16 protein-coding genes are annotated in these 16,334 nt (G+C 66.6%); 9 read left to right on the forward strand and 7 right to left on the reverse strand.

Translation table 11 applies throughout. The annotated features are described in order from the left end of the window. The first annotated feature begins 47 nt into the window (after positions 1 to 47). From LVQ62_RS12435 to mraY, 3 genes are all read left to right on the forward strand, one after another. A complete protein-coding gene (locus LVQ62_RS12435) occupies positions 48 to 812 on the forward strand; it encodes a YcnI family protein (RefSeq protein WP_233761984.1) in 765 nt (254 codons plus the stop codon). Next, a complete protein-coding gene (locus LVQ62_RS12440) occupies positions 809 to 1,438 on the forward strand; it encodes a copper resistance CopC family protein (RefSeq protein ID WP_233761992.1) in 630 nt (209 codons plus the stop codon). The genes LVQ62_RS12435 and LVQ62_RS12440 overlap by 4 nt, the downstream gene beginning before the upstream one ends. Positions 1,439 to 1,782: 344 nt before the next feature. Beyond that, entirely contained in the window at positions 1,783 to 2,847 is a 1,065-nt protein-coding gene (mraY, locus tag LVQ62_RS12445) for a phospho-N-acetylmuramoyl-pentapeptide-transferase (RefSeq protein ID WP_233767805.1), read from the forward strand. A 478-nt stretch (positions 2,848 to 3,325) separates the two neighbouring features. Here mraY and LVQ62_RS12450 read toward each other — a convergent pair whose 3' ends face one another. Beyond that, entirely contained in the window at positions 3,326 to 3,808 is a 483-nt protein-coding gene (locus tag LVQ62_RS12450) for an NUDIX domain-containing protein (RefSeq protein WP_233761994.1), read from the reverse strand. Between the two features lie 283 nt (positions 3,809 to 4,091). On the opposite strand from LVQ62_RS12450, the gene LVQ62_RS12455 reads away from it, so the two are divergent. Beyond that, positions 4,092 to 4,505 carry a hypothetical protein gene (locus LVQ62_RS12455; RefSeq protein WP_233761996.1) on the forward strand — a complete coding sequence of 138 codons (414 nt, stop codon included), beginning with the start codon at positions 4,092 to 4,094 and terminating at the stop codon, positions 4,503 to 4,505. Between the two features lie 80 nt (positions 4,506 to 4,585). Here LVQ62_RS12455 and LVQ62_RS12460 read toward each other — a convergent pair whose 3' ends face one another. Further along, positions 4,586 to 5,035 (reverse strand): hypothetical protein, encoded by a 450-nt coding sequence (locus tag LVQ62_RS12460; protein WP_233761998.1) that lies wholly within the window; start codon positions 5,033 to 5,035, stop codon positions 4,586 to 4,588. An 81-nt stretch (positions 5,036 to 5,116) separates the two neighbouring features. On the opposite strand from LVQ62_RS12460, the gene LVQ62_RS12465 reads away from it, so the two are divergent. After that, a complete protein-coding gene (locus tag LVQ62_RS12465) occupies positions 5,117 to 5,521 on the forward strand; it encodes a VOC family protein (protein ID WP_233762000.1) in 405 nt (134 codons plus the stop codon). A gap of 102 nt (positions 5,522 to 5,623) precedes the next feature. Here the strand turns inward: LVQ62_RS12465 and LVQ62_RS12470 are convergent, their stop codons facing one another. Then, positions 5,624 to 6,856, reverse strand: a complete 1,233-nt coding sequence (locus LVQ62_RS12470) for an MFS transporter (RefSeq protein WP_233762002.1) — start codon at positions 6,854 to 6,856, stop codon at positions 5,624 to 5,626. Positions 6,857 to 7,268: 412 nt separating this feature from the next. Here LVQ62_RS12470 and LVQ62_RS12475 point away from each other — a divergent pair, with 412 nt between their 5' ends. Continuing rightward, positions 7,269 to 7,865, forward strand: coding sequence for a TMEM165/GDT1 family protein (locus LVQ62_RS12475; protein ID WP_233762004.1), 597 nt, complete (start codon positions 7,269 to 7,271; stop codon positions 7,863 to 7,865). 584 nt (positions 7,866 to 8,449) lie between these two features. After that, the gene (locus LVQ62_RS12480) at positions 8,450 to 8,725 is read left to right on the forward strand and encodes a hypothetical protein (RefSeq protein ID WP_233762006.1); all 276 of its coding nucleotides are present in this window, start codon (positions 8,450 to 8,452) and stop codon (positions 8,723 to 8,725) included. A gap of 192 nt (positions 8,726 to 8,917) precedes the next feature. Here LVQ62_RS12480 and LVQ62_RS12485 read toward each other — a convergent pair whose 3' ends face one another. After that, a complete protein-coding gene (locus LVQ62_RS12485; protein WP_233762008.1) occupies positions 8,918 to 9,172 on the reverse strand; it encodes a hypothetical protein in 255 nt (84 codons plus the stop codon). A 176-nt stretch (positions 9,173 to 9,348) separates the two neighbouring features. Continuing rightward, positions 9,349 to 10,590, reverse strand: coding sequence for an aminoglycoside phosphotransferase family protein (locus tag LVQ62_RS12490; RefSeq protein ID WP_233762010.1), 1,242 nt, complete (start codon positions 10,588 to 10,590; stop codon positions 9,349 to 9,351). Positions 10,591 to 10,705: 115 nt separating this feature from the next. On the opposite strand from LVQ62_RS12490, the gene LVQ62_RS12495 reads away from it, so the two are divergent. Next, positions 10,706 to 11,407, forward strand: a complete 702-nt coding sequence (locus LVQ62_RS12495; RefSeq protein ID WP_233762012.1) for a uridine kinase — start codon at positions 10,706 to 10,708, stop codon at positions 11,405 to 11,407. Positions 11,408 to 11,646: 239 nt separating this feature from the next. Here LVQ62_RS12495 and LVQ62_RS12500 read toward each other — a convergent pair whose 3' ends face one another. Both LVQ62_RS12500 and LVQ62_RS12505 read right to left on the reverse strand, forming a co-directional pair. Continuing rightward, positions 11,647 to 12,783 (reverse strand): serine hydrolase, encoded by a 1,137-nt coding sequence (locus LVQ62_RS12500; protein WP_233762014.1) that lies wholly within the window; start codon positions 12,781 to 12,783, stop codon positions 11,647 to 11,649. Between the two features lie 218 nt (positions 12,784 to 13,001). Next, complete coding sequence (locus LVQ62_RS12505; RefSeq protein ID WP_233762016.1) at positions 13,002 to 13,961, reverse strand: phosphotransferase enzyme family protein; 960 nt, start codon at positions 13,959 to 13,961, stop codon at positions 13,002 to 13,004. 1,261 nt (positions 13,962 to 15,222) lie between these two features. On the opposite strand from LVQ62_RS12505, the gene LVQ62_RS12510 reads away from it, so the two are divergent. Beyond that, positions 15,223 to 15,984 carry a nucleotidyltransferase domain-containing protein gene (locus tag LVQ62_RS12510; RefSeq protein WP_233762018.1) on the forward strand — a complete coding sequence of 254 codons (762 nt, stop codon included), beginning with the start codon at positions 15,223 to 15,225 and terminating at the stop codon, positions 15,982 to 15,984. Positions 15,985 to 16,334 lie beyond the last annotated feature (350 nt).

The raw sequence follows: 16,334 nt of genomic DNA on the forward strand, positions 1-16,334 counted from the left end.
CGCTGCCGTGCGGCGTCCTGCCGCCACTCCTCATACGAAGGAACACCATGCATCAGCAGTACATCCGCTCCATCGTCCGTCGTACGACCGCGCGCACTGCCGCCGCCGGCGCTGCGACGCTTCTGGCGGTGCTGGCCCCGGCCGCCGCGGCGCAGGCGCACGTACGCGTCACGCCCACCACCGCAGCGCCCGGCTCGTACGCCACCTTGACCTTCAAGGTGCCCACCGAATCTGCGACTGCCTCCACCGATCGACTGGTGCTCACCCTTCCGACGGACCACCCGTTCGGTTCGGTGTCCTACCAGCCGGTGCCGGGGTGGTCGGTGCAGGTCACCACCAGCAAGCTCGCAACGCCGATCAAGACCGACGACGCGACGATCACCGAGGCGCCGACCCGCATCACCTGGACGGCCTCGACATCCGCAGCCCGGATCGCGCCGGGGCAGTTCCAGACGTTCGCGATCTCGGTGGGGCCGGTGCCCGATGTGGGCAGTCTCAAGCTCTCCGCCCAGCAGACCTACACCGACGGATCGGTCGTGAACTGGGACGAGTCGACGCCGTCCTCGGGTGCCGAGCCCGAGCATCCCGCACCGATGCTCTACATCAAGAGCGCGCCGCCCGGCGGCTCCTCGGCGTCGGCGACCGGCGCGGCGGATCCGGCTGCAACGGTCGCAGCCGCACCGCGGCAAGCAACGACCGCTTCAGGGGATTCATCCGGCCAGTGGTTGGGGGTGGCCGGTATCGGAGTCGGCGCTGTCGCGTTGGTCGTCGGGGCGTACGCGCTCACCAGGATCCGATCGGCCAAGTCGTGAGACACCGCGGTGGCAAGGGCCGCCGGACGGCCGTCACGCGGTGCGCGGCGGTCGTGCTCACCGTGTTGCTGATCGGGGGAGTGGTGCCGGTGGCGTCCGCTCACGACTACCTGGTCTCCAGCACGCCCGGCGCCAACAGCACAGTGCGCTCCCAGCCCGGCTCGATCGCCCTGACGTTCGACGATGTCGTGCTCAACTCGCCGGTCATCCGCAACCGGGTGCGGGTGACCGGCCCCGGTGGCCGGTTCTACGAGACCGGTTGCCCCACCGTCCTCGGACGAGTGGTCACTGTCCCGGCCCAGCTCGGCGCGGGCGGCCGGTACGACGTGGAGTGGCGCATCGTGTCCGCGGACGGGCATCCGGTCACCAGCAGCATCAGCTTCACCTATCAACCCCGAGCCGGCACTCGCGCGGCCTCAGGGACGACCGGCACGACGTGTGCGACGTCGACGACGCAGGCCGCCTCGGCGACGAAAGCCACCACTGCGAACGGGTCGAGCCGCGCTCCGCTCCTCGTCGGCGGCGGCATCGTGGTCGTGACCGTGCTGTCCCTGGTGCTCCTGTTCGTTCGCCGTCGGCCGAGGGCCGCCGAAGCAGTGGAGGAGGAGGGTGACTCTTCGGACTGACTCGACCTGCGCCGTTCGGCGAGCGGGACCCGCGGGCTCGTCGGGTCCCCAGTTCCGCTGAGCTGGGGACCCGACGAATCCGCGGTCGGTCGAGCCGGCCTGCGGGCGGGCGCCGAGGCACGCCGGTGCCAATGCCGCTCCAGACGCTATCGACGCCGTAACCTCCAAGCCAGTCATGGGTCAGGCTGCGATTCTCGAGGCCGGTCACCGTCGAACAGGGTGGGGTTGTCAAGACGATGGACCGGCGCACGCGTAGGCCCCGACTCGTTGCAGCGCACGTCATTGCGGCAGTGCTGCCGCAATGAAGCTGATCCTGATCGGCGCCCTCGTCGCGCTCACTCACCATCGGGCTGGTCGGCACCCGGTACTTCATCTCACTGGCCAAGCGCAACGGCTGGGGCCAGTTCGTCCGTGACGACGGCCCGACCAGCCACCACACCAAGCGCGGCACGCCCCAGATGGGCGGCATCGTGATCATCACCGGCTCGGTGGTCGGTTACGCGCTCGCCCATCTGTTCACGTGGTCAGCGCCCACGGTGTCCGGGATGCTCGTGCTCTTCCTGATGGTCGGTATCGGGTTCGTCGGCTTCCTGGACGACTGGACCAAGATCACCCGCGAACGATCGCTCGGCCTACGGTCCAGCCAGAAGCTCATCGGGCAGACCGTCGTAGCCGTCATCTTCGCGATCCTGGCCACCAAGTTCCCCCGCGGCGGCATCACCCCGGCCAGCTATCGCATCTCGTTCGTGCGGGACACCTGGTTCGACTTCGCGTTCCACGGCACCGTCATCGGGATCATCCTCTTCGTGCTCTGGGCCAATCTGATGATCGCCGGCACCAGCAACGGCGTGAACCTCACCGACGGTCTGGACGGCCAGGCGTCCGGGGCGTGCGCGATGGTGTTCGGCGCGTACGTGCTGATCAGCGTGTGGCAGTTCAACCAGAACTGCCAGTTCGTGAGCTCGTCCCAGTGCTACGACGTGCGCGACCCGCTCGACCTCGCCGTGGTCGCCGCCAGCGTGATGGGCGCCTGCTTCGGCTTCCTGTGGTGGAACGCGTCGCCGGCCCAGATCTTCATGGGCGACACCGGCTCCCTCGGCCTGGGTGCGGCCCTGGCGGGTCTGGCGATCATGACCCGCACCGAGCTGCTCGTGCCCATCCTGGGCGGCCTCTTCGTCCTCGAGACGCTTTCAGTGATGCTGCAGGTGGGCTACTTCAAGTACACCAAGGGCAGCAACGGCGGAGTCGGCAGAAGACTGTTCAGAATCACTCCGATTCACCACCATTTCGAGATGCTCGGGTGGGAGCAGGTCACCGTCACCATCCGGTTCTGGATCATCTGCGGGCTGTGCGTCGCGGCAGGTCTGGGACTGTTCTACGCCGAGTGGGTCGTGGTCGGCGGCAAGTGAGAACGCCGTCCCAGGTGCGTTCAGCCGCGCCCCGCGGCCCGGGTGGAGAGGGACAGCGTCGATCCGCGAAGTCGGACGGTCGCGCCCAGCACAGGTCCGAGGAGTACGCGGTACGAGCGTCCGAGGTCCGCGAACTGATCTGGTCCATAGCCGAGCAGGTGCTCCGCTGCGGCTGTGATGTCGTCCTCGACTGGAACAGCTGGTCGCGTGATCGCCGCGGGTGGGCGGTCGACCACGCCGGGTCCATCGGAGCGTCGGTGATCGTCCACAACTTGAACATCGGAGTCAGCGAAGCGTCCTCGAGGGCGCGGACTCGCTTCGACCGCGGGGACCGCTATGCACACCACGTCACGGGCCGTGACAACCAGCACCTCGCGTCCATCATGGAAGAACCCACCGCAGACGAAGGATTCGAGATCATCGAGTACTGAACCCTTCCCGGGCAGTCGACGGGATCCTGAGGACCTCGCGGTCGGCGTCAGCTGTCAGAAGTCAGGAAACCGTGCGTGGTGGTTACCGGAAGGGCGTTACGGGCCCAGGGGATCAGCACTGCTCGTTCGTAGTCCGGCATGGGGTCCGGCAGGGCCGTCATCTGGAACCAGCCCAGGCCGGAGCACTTGTTCGGCTCGATGATCCTGGGGGTGCCGGTCCATTCGGTGCTGGTCCAGAACCAGTCCACCCGTTGCTCGCGTGGGTTGGAGGTGCCATCGGTGCGGTGCATCACCGTGAGTGCTTCGAGTGCGCCTGGAGCGATCGTGACGCCCAGCTCTTCCATCGCTTCCCGTACGGCGGCGGCCTGGGCGGTCTCCCGTGGCTCGATGTGTCCTGCAGCGCCGGCTACCCAGTGACCGTCCATGTACCCCGTCCCTGCACGCCGTTGGAGAAGGACTTCATCGCCTCGTCGCAGATACACGTACGAAGCCGGGATCAGTGCGAAGGATTGGTTCGGCGCGGCTGTCATCGACCACTCCCGGTCTGCGGATCGTCGTCGGGCATCCGCCCGGTGCGGCACGGACTCGTCGAGAGCATGCCGCAGAGTCTGTCAGCGCAGTACGGGGTGTTGTTCTCGCCTGAACCGACACCAGATGTGTGACTCTGCTGCGGTGAGACTCGATATCGACTTCATGCTGCGTGGAGCGATCGGCCGTGTCCGCGTCGAACTGGAGGCCGCTGCGGACGCAGCCAGCTCGGGTCGAGGTGCACTCGACCCCCGTCTGCCACCTGAAGACGGCGCGGGACTGCCCATGTGCACGGCATCCATCGACTACGCGGGAGTCGGGTACGCCGCCGCGATGGGGTGGGTGCAATTCGTCCGGTCGAGCGACTCGCAGCGGCCCGAGACCTTCGAGCTGGACCCCTTGGCGCTGTTCGACGGTGTCGATACTCCGTACGCGTTCTTCGGGATGGCACCGACACTTTTCGACGCGCCACACCGTGGTCTGGATGCGGACCTGACCTGGCAGGCTCGCTCGTACCTTGCTGTCAGCCCGGACGGAGTCGTGACGCGAGCCGCCGCTCCGATTGTTGCGTTCAGCTGGGGATTTCGCGTACATCGGGGCCACGTCGCGATCGACGCCCCTACCCGCTTCGAAACGGCGAAGTGGGAAGAACATCTCGAGGTGCTCGAAACGGCTCACCCCGACTGGGACTTCCGATAGCCCCCGCGCCCGTGAGGTGCGAGCGGAAGGAGGGTGTGAGCACCGAGCCATATCGCGGCAGGGCCATGTCGTCGCACCGGCTACCGTGCTTGCCTGGCTTCCAGCGTCTCGTCCCTCGCGCGCTCAAGGTAATCGAGGACCCTGCAGCGCAGCAGCTCATACCGGTCACGATGCCGATGCGGTGCGTCTGGAGGGCGGATCACGGGGTGCGCGTTGGTGATGACCTCGTCCGGTCGGAACTGACCGGCGGTGAAGTCGACAGGGGTGCCGTCTGGGAGCACGTTCCAGTAGTGGTGACCCACCTTGGTGCCCGCCACGTGAACCTCGGCCAAAATGATCTCGCCACCCAGAACGTCGTGCGCGACGAGCGCGGTCATCCCGCACTGGTCGCGAGCCGGATTGGAGTCGCTCCACTCGTGCTCGGACTCCGGGTAGCAGGTATCGGAGCCCCACGACGCCAGGAACGCCGTCCGCAGGTCGGCGAGTGTGGGCGAGGGCTCGGGACTGTTGTCATGCGCCGCGGTTGCCATGCGCTGAAGGTAGGGCGACCCTCTGACATCAGCTGCCGGTCTGTCCCCACGCTCCGGCCCGAACCGCTGCACAATCGACCGATGGAGATCCAACTCGCCATGGTCGTGCTCGAGGTGCGGGACCTCGACAACTCGATCGCGTTCTACCGAGCACTGGGGCTCGACGTGCCGGACCCGGTCGAAGGCCGACCGCTGACGGTGCACCGGATGGGGAGCGGGGTCAGTCTGCTGCTCACGACGGGTTTCGCGGGACAGTACGACCCGTCGTTCGTGCGCCCCGGCGGCGGCTACCAGCAGATGCTGGAGTTCTACGTGGGGGAGGACTCGGAGGTGGAGAGGATGTGGTCGACGCTGACCGGGGCCGGGTATCACGGCCGGATGTCGCCCACCAGGACCTCCGGTCCCTTCGCGGCGATGGTCGATGACTCTGACGGCAACGTCATCCTGCTGACATCGGACGAGGCAGCACACCCAGTCTCTGGCTGAGTCGCTGGCTTCGCAGTCTCATCCGATACCTCCCAACCAGCCGAGGCAGCATGCGGCGTGTGAGTCATCGGTGGCTCGCGCCGTTCTTCGCCAGGCGGCGGCTCACGATGCCGGAAGCTCGCGCATCGTTCGCAGCGGTGAGAACAGCAGCCAGAGTCCGGAGCAACATCCGCCGACCACCGCGATCCAGAGGGTCTTGCGGACTCCGACACTCGATGCCAGCAGGCCGCCGAGCACGCCGCCGGCCGGGAGGGTGCCCCAGGTGACCCAGCGGACGGCGGCGTTGACCTGACCGAGCATCCCGCCCGGCGCCACCCCCTGGCGGTAGGTGAGCAGATTGACCGAGGTGATGGTCGCCGACATCGCCCACGAGGCCGACCCGATGCCGAACAAGACGGCTCGGGGCCCGTAACCGGTGAGCGGGATCAGCAGGCCAGGGAGGCTGAACGCGGTCATCATCAACCAGGTGGCTCGACCGGAACCGAGCAGCCGATTCACCCGCCTCACCAGCACCGCGCCGACGACACCACCGGCAGCACCGGCCGCGAGTAATGCGCCGACCACCCCGGCGGAGAACCGCAGCTCGCGCAGCAGGAAGAGCACTCCCATGGTCTCCACCATGACGACGAAGATGTTTGCGCACCCGGACCACAACATGCCCGCGCGCAGGATTCGGTCACGCCATACGAACGTCATGCCAGCCATAACGCTGCGACTCCTCACGCCCGCAGTCGACTTCTCGATTCGGTTGTCGCACTCAGGTTTTCGAATCAGGCCCAGCGTGATGAGGGAGACCACGAAGGACAAGGAGTCCACCAGGAACGCTCCGGCGGGGCCGACGGCACCGACGAGTGCGCCGCCGGACGGCGGGCCGAGCACCTGCGCCATCGATTGGGTGCCCGTCAATCGGCTGTTGGCACCCGTCAACCGCTTCGCGTCGACGATCTGTGGCACGAAGGTCGGGTAGGCCACCTCGAACAAGACCGCGCAGCAGCCGGCAACCGCCGTCAGGATCACGAAGGTGCTGAACGTCAGGTGCCCGGTCGCGAGGAGCGTTGCAGTCGTTCCCGCCAACCCCGTCCGTGCCAGGTTGGCCCACCACATCGTTCTGCGTGCACCGACACGGTCGACGACGATCCCGGCGGGCAGAGTGATGAGCAGAAACGCCAAAGTCTGCACGGCACTGAGGATTCCGATCTGTAGCGCCGACGCGTGCAGCACGATCACCGCCACGAACGGGGCAGCCACGATGACGACTTCGGAGCCGACCATGCTCAGCCCCTGACCCGCCCAGAGCAACCAGAAGTCCCGATCGCGGTGGGCATCCACCGTCACCAGCATTCGATTCCTCTCGTCGTAGCTCTTCGGCAACGCCCCTAGATGTGGCCACACAAACCTCGGACTCGAAGGTGAGCCCCCCAGAGAACCCAACGCCCCCCGGCTCACGATCGATCCACGACCGGCCCCACCGTGCGCGCATGAATGCCACGCGACGCGGCACGTGGCGGTGCTGCACGTGGTTGGATTTGTCGGCGTCTCACGTGGCCGGTAGGTTGACCGGCGAACGGGAGTAGTCCCTCGACTGGATGTCGACATACTGGCCGCCTCGCGCGGCCCGGTGTCCAGGGTCGGCGATGTCGGCTGGACGAGACGTTCGGACCATCACCAGCCCTTCGGCTGTCGGTCCGACGTCTCCTGTCACGCGCCGGAGGGTCGGGTCGCGGCCTTGACCCACAAGGAACCCCCAGTGCTCAGCGCATCCGTCATTGCCATCGTCTTCGGCCTCGTCTTCGTGGCCGAGCTACCCGACAAGACCGCCGTCGCAGGTCTGGTCCTCGGTACGCGCTTCCCCTGGTTATGGGTCTTCGCCGGCATGGCTGCGGCGTTCCTCACGCACGTCGTCATCGCCGTCGCTGCAGGCTCCCTGCTGACCCTCCTGCCACGCCGTCCCGTCGAATTCGTCGTGGCCGCCCTCTTCCTGCTGGGCGCGGTCCTGGTTTGGCGGGAGGGCCAGGACACCGAGGAGGAGGAAGAGGAGCAGGTCGCCGAGGCGCCCGACGCGGCGGGGTTCTGGCGCGTGGCGGCGCTCGGTTACGGCGTCATCTTCGTGGCCGAGTGGGGCGATCTGACGCAGATCCTGACCGCGAACCTCGCCGCCAAGTACCACGACCCGATCTCGGTCGCCATCGGCGCCACCCTCGGCCTGTGGGCGGTCGGACTGTTGGCGATCCTCGGCGGCAAGAGCCTGCTGGCCGTCCTGCCGCTGAAGTGGATCACCCGGGTCGCCGCGATCGTCATGGTCGCGCTTGCCGGTTACAGCCTCATCACCGCCATCAATGGCTAGGCGCGATCGAGCGTCCGTGGTCGACATTGCCCACGGGCGCTCCGTCGACTCTCGTTCCGAGCGTTCCAGTCGCGGGCAAGGGGCTACCGCTCTCGGCGGTGACGACGGTTCATTCAACGCGTTCGAGCTGGTCCGACCGTGGGTGATCACCGCGCGTCGTCGTCCCCGCCGTCCATCACGTGCGCCAGTATCGGCAATGGAATAGCGCCGATGCGCGTCCATCGGTGGTTCGGAGCGTGATTCGATGGCGCGATTCAACGGGGGAGAGCGACGACCAGATGAGCAACAGCGTGGCGTGCCGTGACGCGCGATCGACCGGGACGTCTGCTCGCCCGTTCCGCAGAGGACTTCTCATGGCAGTGGGAATGGTCGCGGTCGCGGGTTGTGGAGTCATCCCGAGCAGCGGAGCGTCTGCGCGTATACACGGGAACCCCGACCCCGGCGGGCATCGTCTGGCGGCGTTGCAGGCCGTCGCGCGGCGCACAGTGCCCGCGACAGCACAGGGTGTCCACGCCACGGTGCACGGGTTCCGCTGGGACCCGCAAACCTGTGACGGCGCTGCGCCAGGCTGGTCCAATGCCGACGTGGACCTGACCTTTCGCGCGCCCAGCACCACACCTTTGGACGTCGATGCGCTCATGCAGCGTCTGGGGTGGAAGAAGAACACGTCCGACGAGCCGTCGTCCGACACAGCACCCGCGGAGGGACCCTCCGGACCCGGCTTCCGTTCGTACGAGCCCAGCGGTGCGGACACGTACGGGGAGATAGCCCAACTGACTCCACCCGATACCCATGGCGACGGTGTCTGGGACCTCGACATCGACGCATCGCCGGCCGAGGTGCCCTCACACGACTGTTGACGAGTCGCCACGACTAAGGCAGCGACAGATCCGCGCGTCACGGCAGGACGATCCATCTGCGTCGCTTCGGCGACGCCGCTGGCAGGGTCTGAGCATGCGGGAACCGACGACCAGGGTGGCCGCGGCCGTCCACTACGTCACCGGAAAGAGTTCCGGTGCCCAGCTAGAACGCCGAGAACGCGGCCGTCCAGGTCAGCAGCCGGCTCCACGTGACGCGGCCAGAGCGATCGACCCCACGTCTGCGAGCGTCAGCGAAGCCTGCATCGGGTAGTGCGAGACGCCGTTGGTGATCTCCTCGACCGCGGTGATGTTCCGGATCAGTGCGGCGCCATAGACCGACGCGGCCGGTAGCCCCACCAGCGTGAGTACGGACAGCGCCGGGTCCGGGCGGCTCGACAGCACCATCCGCCCTCGACCGATCCAGACCAACAACGCAACGGTGAGCACGAGACCGAGCCCGTTCCAGAGCTGCGGCCACAGCCAAGATTTCGGCAACGACCCGTGGGGCGTCTCGTCGTCTACCAGACACCATCGTTCGAGTTGCACGGGTTTCTGACCCGGTCGACAGTGCTGTGTGCACTGAGCTGCGCTAGCTGTGACCGCCACACGTGGCTACCGGCAGTTCATCGCGCTGGGAGGTTGTCCACCAAGGCACCAAGAGCCCTGGCCGTAGCGCCGCCGTCGGGATCTTGTCGCTCATCGGGTTCCATCGAGGCCTGGATCCGCTCATAGGTGACGGCTTGGAAGGCGAGGTCGGCCACGTCCGCGAGCTCGAGGGCTCGTTTCAGCTTCGACTCGGCACATCCCGCGCGCCACGGCTCGAGGTATGCCTGGACCCAGGGGGCATTCCAATCGAGTTCGGGACGTGCGGTGCGGGGGCGATCGGCACACAGGTGCGCCAGGTCGAGCACCGGGTGGCCGAGGCACGCATCGGACCAATCGAAGATCACCGCGCCGCTCGAAGCGACGACGACGTTGGCGGGATACAGGTCGCCGTGCACCAGGGCGTCGTCCGGCAGCCCGCAGTCGGCCAACTCATCGAGCAGAACCAGGGCGCGCTGCACCCCCGTTTCCAGTTCTCGATGACGCCGACCGTCCAGATGTCCCGCGGTGAGACCGTTCTGAAGCATGGAGACGAGTTCTCGACTGGTGCTCGACAGTCCGCGATCGGGCGCGCCGCTCGCACGGAGCTCATTCATGCGTCCCGCGACGGCCTCCTGCATCTGGGCCATCGCGGTGCACGTCGCCAGCCTTTCCTGTTCGACGGTCATCGCCGTCATAGCAGGCGGAAGAGCGTGCATCAGCAGGCAAGCCCGCGCTTCGTCGATGGCGAGCACACCGGGCACCACCGCCGGGGCAGCGTCTGCCAGCCACGCGGTGGTGACCGGTTCGTGGGCGAACAGCGGGGAGCAGGCCTTGAGGTAGCGGATGCCGTTGCTCGTGGGGATGCGCTCCACCTGCGAGAGCCCCCACGATTTCAGGACGGTGGACCTGCCCGTCCGGTGCTCGCCGCGCTGCGCCAGCACCTCATCCACCCACGCTGCGGTCTGCTCCGCCCAGCCCGCGCGGCACCAGGCGGCACGCTCGAGGGGGACCGGTCCACCTCGTTCCTCGTCGAGCGCTGTCGATACCAGCGGCCTCAGCTCGTCCGAAATGCTCGAGCTGGGAGTGGTCACCTTGCCCCGCACCCGGTGTACGACCTGGCCGGGCCCTCGCAGCGGCGGGCCGGCAGGGGTGACTTCTCGTTCGGGGCCCAGGACCGCGACCAGCTCTGCAAAAGAGGTAACGTCCTGTGGAGGGTGCGGAAGGGGCACCAACTCGATGGATCCGGCTGGATCTGCAACGAGCAGATGCTGGGTGTCCACGCCCAGCACCGTCCCACACCGCGGGCACCCGTCGGCTTTCGGTCCGTGCGAGAACTCCCGTTCGTGCGGGGTGTCCGATTGTCTCGTCGTCGAGTCGGCGGAAGGATGCGCGGACATGACTGTCCGAGAGCAGGTCGTGTCGGCCCTCGCCGATCAGTTGACCGCAGCCGACATCGGTCATCCACTACGCGTCGGTATCGACGGTCCGTGCGGGTCGGGTAAGACGACGCTGGCGGTCCAGCTGACTCAGGCGGTGAGCGCGCGTGGCCGCGCTGCGGTTCACGTGGACTCCGACGGCTTCCACAACGCGCAGGGGATCCGCTACCGGCAGGGTCGCGATTCAGCGCGTGGCTACTACGACGACGCCTACAACTTCGACGCGCTGGTCGAGCGGGTGCTCCTTCCCCTGGGCCCTGACGGCTCGCGTGTGTACACCACCAAGGTCCACGACATGGGCACCGACCGGGTCGTGACGGACGAGATGGCCACTGCACCCCGAGACGCGGTCGTGGTGTTCGGCTGCACGTTCCTGCAGCGCGGATCCCTTTCGGCCTGTTGGGACGGCGTGATCTATCTGGAGGTGCGTCGCGAGATCGCCTTCGCCCGAGGCGTGGCACGCGATGCGGAGGCGCTCGGGGGAGACGACAACGCGCGCCGGGCCTATGCCGATCGATACATGGCGGCGTACGACCTCTACGTCCGCGAGGAGCGTCCGGCCGAGAAGGCGAGCATCGTCGTCAATCAGGACGACTTCGCCGCACCTCGCATAGTGCGTGGGCCCCAGGTTCGGGATCCACGGTGCGACCCGGGGCATTGACGCTGCCGCGGCCTGCTCGTCACGATCCACCGCGAACGGAGCGCGACTGGTGAACAAAAGGTGGGGGACTGGCGTGATGATCGGGGCTTCGCGCCTCGCCGGCGGCGGTCACCACCGCTCGTCGTCCTCATCGTCGAGCCACTCCTGCGCCTCGCTCTCCAGCAGCCCATGAGGTCGTGCATACGCGCGCCGAGGGTCGTGAGGTAGGCGTGGCGCTCGTCCTCGACGGTTGTGGTTCCTCAGTCGGTGCGGTCCGGCGCCGTGTCGTCCTCGACGGTGGTGTTGGTGAGCCAGCGGGTCAAGCCGAGTGCGATGCGCTCCTGAGCGGCGGCGTTCGCGGTGTCAGCTAGGACGACGACGGCACGGCGGGCCTGCGGGTACAGGGCGAAGAAGGCAGAGTAGCCACCAGTTTGGCCGTTGTGCCAGACCATGGTGCGGCCAATGTCGTGCTGATCGACGATCCAGAACATGCCCGACGAGCGGTTCGCCCTACCCGGCTCGACCACGGCGATCGGCTCGATCGCAGCCTGCCCGGGCGCGGTCCTGTCCAGCAGGGCCGTGGCCATCCGGACCATGTCCGTTGCGGTGCAGATCACGCCGCCGCCGGCCGGGCCGTAACCACCGGCCGACCAGGGAGAGGACCGCCGCCCCGTCGAGGTCCAACCGCGTGGCACCGCTCCGGCTGCGTTGATGCCCGCGCCAGACATGCCCAACGGGGCGAACACCCGACCGGCCAGGAGCGTTGCGAAGTCACAGTCGGCGGCGCGGGCTAGACCGTGTCCAAGCAGCGCCGCACCGAGATTGGAATACCGGTAATGGCCACGGCCGGACAGACGCTGCCGGCAGGCGGTGGTGATCACCGAGGCTGGACGCGTACCTCGATACGGATCCACCCCGAAGCACCCGCCGAGGAGCACGCGGATCACCATCGCCGGCGAGTGGGGTAGCCGAGGCAACCCAGAGGTATGGGTGGCAAGCTCCCGTAGCGTCACCGCGCCCACCTGGCTGCCCGTGGTCTCGGTCAGCAGATCGCCCAGGGTCGCATCCAGGCTGGCTTCGCGTCGGCTGATCGCCTCGGCGAGCAGCATCCCGACCATGCCCTTGGTGACCGACCCAATCTCGAAGCGACTGTCCTCATCAGCATCGATGAACGCCGACCGGGCAACGGGAACCACGTCCAGATCAACCACCACGGCGGCGACCCTCCGAGCCCGCCGGCCTGCTAGGCGGCCCAACTCGGCCGCCAGCGCTGAATCGCCCCGCGCAGGCGCAGCACGATGCAACAACCACCGCCCCACACCGAACGCGATCGCCCCCCAGATCAAGCACCCGAGCACCGTCAGCACAGTGCCGATCATCATCACCCCCTGAGACACGCCAGCGAGTCTCACAGTCTCCAGGACTCGTCCCGACAAGGAATCGGCGACCGCGATTCGTCAACAGCAGACCGACGGCTCAGACTCGACGCACGCCCGAGGAATCGTCACCGGTGCCTCCATCGAGTCGCCTCACCTTGAGTTCGACCTCGCAGCGGCCGTCCCCGAGATCACCATCCGCGTTCGCTCAGATCGTGGATCATTCATGGGAATGGCGGTCACGCCAGCATGGCGAGCAGAAGTTCGGCCTGCTTGTCGCTGTCACGTCGCAGCGTGGACAGTCTCTTCGCTGCTGCAGGGGCGGATTCGGGCTTACAGCACACCCGGAATACCCGGTCGATGAGTGCGCGGCTGAACAGCAGGCCGGCCAGTCGCTCGCGTTCGTCGGCGGTGAGGGTGACGGATTTCGTATAGCCCTTCAGCAACGGCCGGGCCGCCCACTTCGATCTCAGCACCAGGGTCATCGAGGCCAGTCGGGGGCCCCGTCCCGCCGACGTCCAGTCGATCAGGACCGGGCCTTCGGCGGTGAAGATCGCGTTCTTGGGCACGGGGTCAGGGTGGACGAATGCTTCGGGTAGACCGTCGCCGCCGTCGGAGTCGTCTAGGGCGGCGCGCAGGTCCGTGACCGCGTCGAAGGCCACTCCTGGTGTGTGCTTCGCGAGCGCGTCGAGCCAGGATGCGGCAGCGCGCAGTTCGTCGGACATCGTGCCTTCTGCGAAGTGGTGCAATGCCCCGGCCGGGCGATCGGCGTCATGCGGCACCGGTAATCCGTGCAGGCGGCCGATGCCGGCGCCCAGACGGACGATGGGATGCGGGGGTTGCTCGGCTTTCGGGGCCGACTTCACGAACTCGGTAACGAGCACGGCCTGGCCCTCGTGCTGGGTCAATGGGGTGCCCTGCAGCGGTCGTTCGGCAGGGAAGTCGAGCTCGGCAAGGTGACGTAGGACAGCGAGGTCACCCTGCGCGGCGGCGAAGGGCCGGGCAGCGGAGAACATGCGCACGACCAGGACGGCGCCGTCGTCCTGGTCGATCTTGAATACTCCGACGTCGAGCTTGGTCATCTTCTCGACCGCGATACCGTGCGCCCGCTCGAGATACGCGGGCAGCGTGTCGACGCCGTCGCGATGAAACATGCGACGCAGGACAGCATCGAACTCGGGCACCGGCGAACTGGGCACGGCCAGAATGTTATGCCGGACGCGGGTCGGCGACGAGGTGGTCCAACCGGGCACTCGCGCCTCTTGGCGAACAGTCGGTTTGAGCGGCACAGAGAACCAGATTCAATTCGGAACTCCGGTCCTCGATTCGAGCGGCCCGGAAGTGTGAGCGAACCTCGCTTCTGAAACAGGGGGTGGGGGAGTGATGTGACGTTCTGGGGCCCTTCGTCGCAGCCGCACTCTCTGAGGCAAAACGAGTCCATTTCTGCTCTACCGCGGTCTGTCCGGTCAAGCGGCACGGACTGGTGTGCTTTTCATCGGGTTCACTCGTGGTGCGTGAGCGACCAGTCGTAGACCCAGCCGACGTAGCCGATTCTTCGTCCGCGGTGGCGACCTGATGGCCAGCGATCCAAGACACTTCGTGGATGGTTCGTCTGCACGGACCCTCAGCGGTCCGCGTGGTGCACAACGGGGCGATGGCATCGGCGGGAGAGGAGTCCTGCCAGAGAACACCCCTGCCGGCTGTGACGCTGCTCGTCATAATCTTAATTATCGGTTATTTGCTAGAAGGCACTAGAAAGTTAGCTTGCCGAGGTCCTGGTGAATAACTGAAGTTCAAAGTCAGGTTTGGCCGGTGATGTAGGGCCCATCATGAGCCATGGGTAGATCGAGCAGTGGCGCCTGGCGTCGCGCCAGGTCACGGGATCGAGCTCGGATACGGCAGAGGCAGTTGCGAGTCCGGTTCAGTAGCGCCTTCAACGCCGCGGTGTTAGTCCTGGGTTTGGCAGTCCCTACCGCTGCGGCGTGGCTTGCTCACCGCGACGCTGTTTCGGCCCTGCGGGCAACATCCACAACGTCCCTGACGGCGACCACTGCTGTTGATAACGCAGGGACCACCTACGCAATCGTCGGGGGCGTGCTGTACCAGCAGGTGACTAAGCCACCGTTCGCCACAACGACCACGAGCACCCCCTTCACAGGCGGATCTGGCGATACCGATGTAGCCGTCGTTTCCTCGCTGAACTACCGAGCGCTGTTCTTGGCGTCTCTATTTGCCGGAGCCGTTCTGTTCATCCTTGGGCTTCGTGGGTTATTGCGCGACTCATACGACGCAGGGCGCTATCGACGTACTCACGGATGACCCGTCTGACTGTGCATCTGGGGTATGCCCTAGATGCACACCCTGGGTTGGTCTGCGGAGCGCGCATCTAGGGTCCGATCACGGGTCTTGCGACAGATGCGACCGGAGGTCTAGACCTCAGGGGACATCTACGCTCGAGCCGTGTTCGCAGCGGCCGATCGTTTACGGGTGAGGGATGACCTCATCGCAGCTGCCCGCGCTGATCCACGTGTCACGGCGGCGGCGCTGGTCGGGTCCGCTGCGGTAGACCGTGATGACGACTGGTCCGACATCGACCTGGCACTCCGGCTCGCTCCGGCGACGCATCCGGGCGATGTTGTCGAGTCTTGGACGTCCGCGCTCTACGACATGCACGGCGCCGTGGCCCACACCGACCTCTGGTCGGGCCCCACGTTGTACCGCGTTTTCCTGCTGCAGACATCGCTGCAGGTCGACCTGTCGCTATGGCCGAGTGATGACTTCGCCGCCCACGGCGGTGCCCCGTTCCGTCTGCTCTTCGGCGAAGCCAACGAGCCTCCGGCTCGTGGAGCTCGATCGCCCGACGCGATGGTTGGCATGGCGTGGTTGTACGCGCTGCACGCCCGATCCAGCATCGCCAGAAAGCGGTCCCTGCAAGCGGTGTCCATGCTCAACGGCCTTCGAGAGCAGGTCATTTCGCTGGCGTGCCTGCGCTACGGGTTGCCTCCCGATGAAGGCCGCGGCGTAGACCAACTGCCCGACGCCGTGAAGAAGCAGCTCACCAGAGTTCTGGTCGCCAGCACCGACCTCACCGAGCTGCAACGACTCTTCGGTCTGCTCACCGACGCGCTTACGACGGAGATCGAAGCCATTGACGCCACGCAAGCTCAGAGCCTTCGACCAGTCCTCCAGGAACTTGTCCGAACCGCAGCACCTAACTTTTAGCGAACTGGACAACAGTCGTTCTGGGGTACACCCCAGAACGACACCGACAGCAGGGCCTGAAACTGCTCGTTTAGGGCCGCGATTCGCAGTTCTCGGACAGATCTGTCCGCATGGCGCCCTAGTCCGACACCAGCTGCTTGCCTCCGCGCGACTGAGTTGCTGCACCATCAATGGATGAGCGGCTTGGTGTTTGAACGACTCGTCGAGATTGAGGGGCGCTGGCACCTTGAGGATCTTCGGCGGGAGATCGCCGCGGCGATGGCCGGCCTTGAGGTGGGGCGTCGTCCCTATGTGCCATCCCAGCTACTGAGGTCACTCGATATGTTCCTGGACTCCTATGGGCCCGACAG

The sequence above is a fragment of the Allobranchiibius sp. GilTou73 genome, assembly GCF_021391335.1.
Lineage (GTDB): Bacteria > Actinomycetota > Actinomycetes > Actinomycetales > Dermatophilaceae > Allobranchiibius > Allobranchiibius huperziae.